This window comes from Streptomyces sp. SID13726 (genome assembly GCF_010548375.1).
GTDB lineage: Bacteria > Actinomycetota > Actinomycetes > Streptomycetales > Streptomycetaceae > Streptomyces.
The window spans coordinates 1-681 of sequence record NZ_JAAGLY010000120.1 but is presented as its reverse complement, the minus strand read 5'-3'; the positions used below and the strand labels follow the sequence as shown (position 1 = coordinate 681).

Genomic DNA, 681 nt, shown 5'->3' with positions numbered 1-681 from the left:
GCCTGGGCATGGTGCGCCTCGAGATGCTCGTCGACGGGCTGCCGATGTTCGGCACCGAGTCGCCCCAGGTCGACTACGCCGCCGTCGCGAACGCGATCGGCATCCCCGCCGTGCGCGTGGAGAAGCCCAAGGACCTGCGCCGCGCGCTCCAGGACGCGCTGCACCGGCCCGGCCCGGCGCTCGTCGACGTCGTCCGCGAGCGCGGCCTGGGGCTCACGTGCTGCCCCGTCTCGAACTCGTTCGTCACCGACGACATGAAGGCGACCGAGATCGCGGGCCTGCTGCGCTCGGGCGTGCGCGTCACGGTGAACTCGGACGACCCCGCGTACTTCGGCGGCTACGTAGCCGACAACTACGTGGCGCTCGCGGACGCGGCGGACCTGACGACCCAGGAGGTCGTGCAGCTCGCGCGGAACTCGTTCGAGGCGTCGTGGCTGGGCGACTCCCAGCGGGCCGCCTTCCTCGCCGAGCTCGACCGGTACGTCGCCGCGTACGACGCGACCGCCGTCTGACCCGCGCCCGCTGCACCGAGGGAGAGCCCGGGTCCGCCGAGGTAGAGGCGTGGTCATGACCACGCCTCTACCTCGCAGGACCGGGGCTCTCCCTCGCGGTTCTGGGCGCTCGACCCGCGCAGACGTACCGGGGAGTAACGTGTCCGGGACCGCCGCCGCCGTCGGCTCG

The 681-nt window shown here is 73.0% G+C and carries 1 protein-coding gene; it reads left to right on the top strand.

The features are described 5' to 3' along the window. Positions 1-512, top strand: a 512-nt coding sequence (locus G3I78_RS46675) for a thiamine pyrophosphate-dependent enzyme (RefSeq protein ID WP_239158454.1), incomplete at its 5' end; no start/stop codon positions are given. Positions 513-681 lie beyond the last annotated feature (169 nt).